We start from the raw sequence: 5,261 nt of genomic DNA, 5'->3' as shown, positions 1-5,261 counted from the left end.
AGCACCTGGTTGCGTTCAGCTGCAAACGTCGGGGCTTCTGTCCTAGTTGTGGCGCACGGCGTATGGCCGAAAGCGCCGCGCTACTGGTCGATGAGGTTCTGCCCGTACAGCCCATGCGCCAATGGGTACTCAGCTTTCCCTTTCAATTGCGCTTTCTGTTCGCCAGCCGGCCGGAGGTCATGGGCCGGGTGTTGGGCATCGTTTACCGCGTCATCGCCACGCATCTGGTCAAGAAAGCGGGCTATACCCACCAAGCGGCCAAGACCGGTGCCGTCACCCTGATCCAGCGCTTCGGCAGTGCACTGAACCTCAACATTCACTTTCACATGCTGTTCCTCGATGGCGTGTACGTTGAGCGTCCCAATGGAACAGCCCGGTTCCTCTGGGTCAGGGCGCCGACCAGCGCCGAACTCACCCAACTGGCGCACACCATCGCCCATCGGGTCGGCCGCTATTTGGAGCGGCAAGGCCTACTGGAGCGGGATGCTGAAAACAGTTACCTGGCCTTGGATGCGGTGGATGAAGATGCGATGACTCCACTGCTGGGGCATTCCATCACGTATCGCATCGCCGTGGGGCCACAGGCAGGGCGCAAGGTGTTCACCCTGCAGACACTGCCCGCCTGCGACCCGGAAGATCAGTTTGGTGACATGCCCGGTAAGGTTGCCGGTTTCTCGCTACATGCCGGCGTAGCGGCCAAGGCCCATGAGCGCAGCAAACTCGAACGGCTGTGCCACTACATCAGCCGCCCGGCGGTGTCTGAGAAACGGCTGTCGCTCACGAAGAATGGCAACGTGCGCTACCAGCTTAAGACGCCGTACCGGGACGGCACCACGCATGTGATCTTTGAGCCGCTGGACTTCATCGCAAGACTGTCGGCGTTGGTGCCGAAGCCACGTGTGAACCTTACCCGGTTTCATGGGGTGTTTGCGCCCAACAGCAAGCACCGCGCCCTGGTTACACCTGCCATGAGGGGCAAGGGGAGCAAAAAGGTCAAGGTATCGGATGAGCCGCCAACACCCGCTGGGCGGCGAGCGTCGATGAAATGGGCACAGCGGCTCAAGCGTGTATTCCAAATCGACATCGAGACTTGCAGCGAATGCGGCGGTGCCATGAAGGTGATTGCCTGTATTGAAGATCCGGTAGTGATCAAGCAGATCCTCGACCATCTGAAGCAAAAAGCCGAAACCAACGAGTCCAGCCCGTTGCCCGAGAGCCGGGCACCACCGGCTGGCCTGTCGCCGGGTCTGTTTACCTGACCCGTCCCAAACGATTCCGATCACGATGCTGCGGTAATTCAGCCGCGGCAGGGATGCGTTATGCCGGCGGCTTGGGTTGGCCCCGGCTGTCGGGAAAAACGGGTGAATTTTCGGCGGGATCGATGGCTACACGGGCCGGATTCAGAATCACCCACTGGCAAAGCAGGCCGTCATTCGCGGTCTACAGTGGCTGGACTTGGAGAAAAACGGCGTTTATTCTTCCTATACTCTTTTATATCTGATAATTGCAGATTAAATTCAGATAATAAAACATTTACAATATTTTTGAATTGAGTTTCAGAATAAAAAGCTTTATTATGATGTTTTATTCTGGATAAACGCTCTAGTTCCCAATATCTTAATAATGACAATTTACCACCATCATATTCCCAAAGTGAAATATTTTGGTCGTGCCTTTTTGTATCTGTTTTATAAAAATTGGCATACTTGTTTATCTCTACATATGCAAATAAGTAGTAACCTTTTTCCAATTAAGTACCCTTTTATTTAATATCTTTGAGTTCTGCTTCTGTGGACTTTTTCTAATTTTGATTGTTCTTTTAAAAGTTTTTGATAAGAACCTTCTACGAGTTTTTTCTTGTCTTGGCATACAAACTGCTTATATGTATCGAACATTTTAATCCATTGAATATATGTCCAATCGGAAAAATTTAGTTCACTATCTAAATTGATAATTTTTTTCAAACGTTTTTGCTGTTCATAAGAAAAAATATTTTTTGTTTTTTGTTTAAAATTTAATCCTGGGGCAGTATACATATATGATAAAAAATCCCAATATTCTAACATTGTTGCTTTTTTTATATCACAATATTCTTTTTTATGGAAATGCACAAGAACTATAGACACGTTGGGTTTTGGTTTAAAATCTGAAGGCAAAAACTCATAAGCCAGTTTTATATCATATAACGGTTTGAACATAAGTGATTTTAATGTGTCTTTATAATATGGAGTGCCTGCGTATTTTAACATTGCTTCGTACTGCATTATAATATACATATCTTGTGGCGGGTTGATTGCTGTTAGTAATCTTGTTAAGATTTCTCCCGTCATATTAAACGGTATATTAGAAAAAACTTTATAATTGCCATCAGGAAGTTTTATGTTCATAAAATCTTGATTGATAAGTGTTAGTTTTTCACTATTCAAGTTTTGCTTTAAAAATTGATACAAAGAGGTGTCTAATTCAATTGCAATTACACTTTTACTTACTCTTAATAAATGTTCGGTTATTATGCCTTTTCCCGGACCTATTTCATATACAATGTCAGTATTATTTATATTGCTATTTTCAACAAGGCTACTAACTAATTTTTTATCGTGTAAGAAATTTTGTGAATCCCTAATATTTCTTTCCATAAATTCCCTTTAATTGCATAATCTTTAATAGTTTATATAATTAATTATAAGATGAAACGTACAGTTTGTCAACTATTGCCATTTAAATTGGACATATAGCAAGCATACAAAATAATGGTGTTTTTACATATAAAAAACTACTAATACTGGTTACAAATCTTAAACCAAATAAAAATTTGCATAAAAAAAGATGTGATGATTATTAAATTCTTCACAACTTTTATATGTTAATATTTAACCAAAACATTAGATTTTAATATGTTTAGTATTTTACTCTCATACTGGCACCGTGAAGTCTACGTCAATTCCCCAAACATTTAGAGTAAGTGCAAAAAAGCCATTTTTAAAATTTGTTTCGGACAAGTAAAAAGTTTTAGGCTCATCAATTCCCCAATAATATATATCTATATATTCTGCATAAAGAAATTTTTGAGATTCTTCATCGTATTTTATGCCTTCGACACCATATCCCTCTTGAAACCTATAATCGCCTAGTATATTGACAAATTCATGTGATAGATAAGGTATTGCATAGTTTTCATCATTGTTATCGTAGACAGCAATTAAGAGTTGGAATTCATAAGTATCATCATTAGAGTCGATTGCATTAATCGTTATCCATTGTAAACCGACACTTGTGTTGTCATATACAAAATCCTCACCTATTAAAACGGTAATAAACTCATTTGAAATTTCATTAAAATCGTAGAGATCGTAAATTAGTACCTCAAAATCTAATTTTAGACCCGAAAAATCCAAATCCATTGGCACAATTAGTAATGGATTTCTGTTGATTGAACCATATGAGGCATAGCTAACACCATAGTCAATTATGTCAGAATAATCAGTTATGTCAGAAAGATCCATATCGGCTATATTAATTATAACTTGTGAATCATGTATTACATCCCCATCTTTAGCAACTAAAAAGGTTTTTGAGGTGAAATAATCTTTTTCATCAACAGTATATTTGATAACTATAAAGCCGTATCCTTCTGTGTCAATGTCATAAGAAACAACCATATCTTTTGTAACTTGAACATTAGAATGTTTGTGGTGATTTATATAATAAATTCCCAGATATAAACTTAGTTTCATGTCGCTTAAGACTTCTTCTAAAGTGGAGCCTAATTTAACGGATTCAGAGTCTATATCAATTTCAATTTTATTATTAAATGCCAAGTTTTTTGAAAAATCATCGCTTGATATTTCATCTAAAATGGTTTTAATTTTTATTTCAAACTCATAACCTTCAATCTCAATTCTTGTATTATGAATGCCTTCATCCAATATTGTTTCTTGATCTTCATCAATTATGTCCTCAAAGCGAACAGTGTTAAAATATCCATTATCGTAAACTAGCACTATATCAGAAAAAAGCATACCTGCATTATATTCATTGATCTCTTCGTCTTCGATTGCGGTATAAAAAATTAGACCATAATTTCCATTAACATCTTTAGTTGGAGAGAGGTTTATAACTGCTAAAACCTCAAATTCCTCGTCATCTGCAACAAACAAGTCTTCGCGTATTAATGCTGCGTATTCGTTAAAGGCAAAAATAACATCTTCCGATATTTGGGTAAATAGAACAGCTTCCCAATTAGAAAAATAAGCATAAAAATCTTGAGTGCCTTTATTTATTACAAGCCGAATTTTCTAAATTACCTAAAGGAGGTAAGGTTCTTTGCTTAGCCGAAGGTGAAGGTCGCAATGCTGTGTTTTTAGCCAAGCAAGGTTATGACGTTACAGCGGTTGACCAGTCTAGCGTCGGCTTAGAAAAAGCACACAAATTGGCGGCTGAACAGGGTGTAAAAATCACCACAGTGGTAGCCAACTTAAATGAGTATGATTTAGGCGTAGACGCTTGGGATGGCATCGTTTCAATTTTCGCTCATGTGCCTCTTGAGTTACGGTTGAAATTGCATAAGCAGGCAGTGGCTGCATTAAAAGAAAATGGCGTCTTTATGCTAGAAGCCTATACAGCTGCTCATATTGACATGGATGGAGTGGGTGGTCCTCCTGCCTCGCAAATAGATATGTTTATGTCGCTTGAAGGGTTGCAGCAAGAACTAAACGGTTTGGATTTTATAATAGGTGCTGAAGTAGAGCGTGAAATCTCTGAAGGAAACTATCACCAGGGTAAAGGAGCAGTCGTTCAAGTGGTTGCCTGTAAGAAATAGTTAGTTAAATAGTAAGTTCTAAGGAAAGTAATGAGTACGTTTAAGCAATGGGTAAACCGTCTTTTAGGAGACGTAGGAACCGTTTTTTACCTATCAATACTCTTTATTGGTTTGTTTTTAATTGCCACAGTCAGTAACCCTGATGGCGTTCAAGAGTTAGCGCAAAAAGCACTGGATGCGACCGCTGATGACTTTGGCTGGTTGTACTTATTAGTGACCAGTGGCTTTGTCATTTTTACACTCTGGTTGGGGTTGTCACGCTTTGGCAGTATTCGCCTCGGGCCTGATGACGAGGCACCCGAGTTTAGCTATGGCTATCGCAAGGATGCGGATCATGCCCCAAGTGGCGGCCAGGATGGCCAGCCGGGACGAGAACACTGGTCGTTACCAGCGTCACCGGCCCGAGCAAACCCTGCTCTATCGGATCGTCGAAGAATACTAC

5 protein-coding genes and 1 pseudogene are annotated in these 5,261 nt (G+C 40.7%); 3 read left to right on the top strand and 3 right to left on the bottom strand.

Annotation, left to right across the window (positions count from 1 at the left end; genetic code table 11):
* Positions 1-1,259: IS91 family transposase (locus tag FTU71_RS14280; RefSeq protein WP_180051339.1), on the top strand; the 1,259-nt coding region annotated here is incomplete at its 5' end.
* Positions 1,260-1,429: 170 nt separating this feature from the next.
* Here FTU71_RS14280 and FTU71_RS14275 read toward each other — a convergent pair.
* The 3 genes from FTU71_RS14275 to FTU71_RS14265 all read right to left on the bottom strand — a co-directional run bounded on the left by FTU71_RS14275 (position 1,430) and on the right by FTU71_RS14265 (position 4,157).
* A complete protein-coding gene (locus FTU71_RS14275) occupies positions 1,430-1,750 on the bottom strand; it encodes a hypothetical protein (protein ID WP_179990683.1) in 321 nt (106 codons plus the stop codon).
* Positions 1,751-1,766: 16 nt separating this feature from the next.
* A complete protein-coding gene (erm, locus tag FTU71_RS14270) occupies positions 1,767-2,636 on the bottom strand; it encodes a 23S ribosomal RNA methyltransferase Erm (RefSeq protein WP_107318659.1) in 870 nt (289 codons plus the stop codon).
* Between the two features lie 276 nt (positions 2,637-2,912).
* The gene (locus FTU71_RS14265) at positions 2,913-4,157 is read right to left on the bottom strand and encodes a hypothetical protein (protein WP_179990686.1); all 1,245 of its coding nucleotides are present in this window, start codon (positions 4,155-4,157) and stop codon (positions 2,913-2,915) included.
* A 149-nt stretch (positions 4,158-4,306) separates the two neighbouring features.
* On the opposite strand from FTU71_RS14265, the pseudogene FTU71_RS14260 reads away from it, so the two are divergent.
* Together FTU71_RS14260 and FTU71_RS14255 are read left to right on the top strand one after the other, a co-directional pair.
* Positions 4,307-4,819 (top strand): annotated as a pseudogene (locus FTU71_RS14260) (class I SAM-dependent methyltransferase); the annotation flags it as partial.
* Between the two features lie 30 nt (positions 4,820-4,849).
* Positions 4,850-5,261 (top strand): BCCT family transporter (locus FTU71_RS14255; protein WP_180060779.1); only part of this gene is annotated, 412 nt, incomplete at its 3' end.

It is taken from the genome of Acinetobacter sp. YH12136 (assembly GCF_013418545.1).
GTDB classification, from domain to species: domain Bacteria; phylum Pseudomonadota; class Gammaproteobacteria; order Pseudomonadales; family Moraxellaceae; genus Acinetobacter; species Acinetobacter towneri.
This window is presented reverse-complemented; position numbering and strand designations above follow the sequence as displayed.

What these genes read in the sequence shown, in the direction of transcription:
- erm (WP_107318659.1), bottom strand. Translation starts at nt 2,636, where the DNA reads ATGGAAAGAAATATTAGGGATTCACAAAATTTCTTACACGATAAAAAA.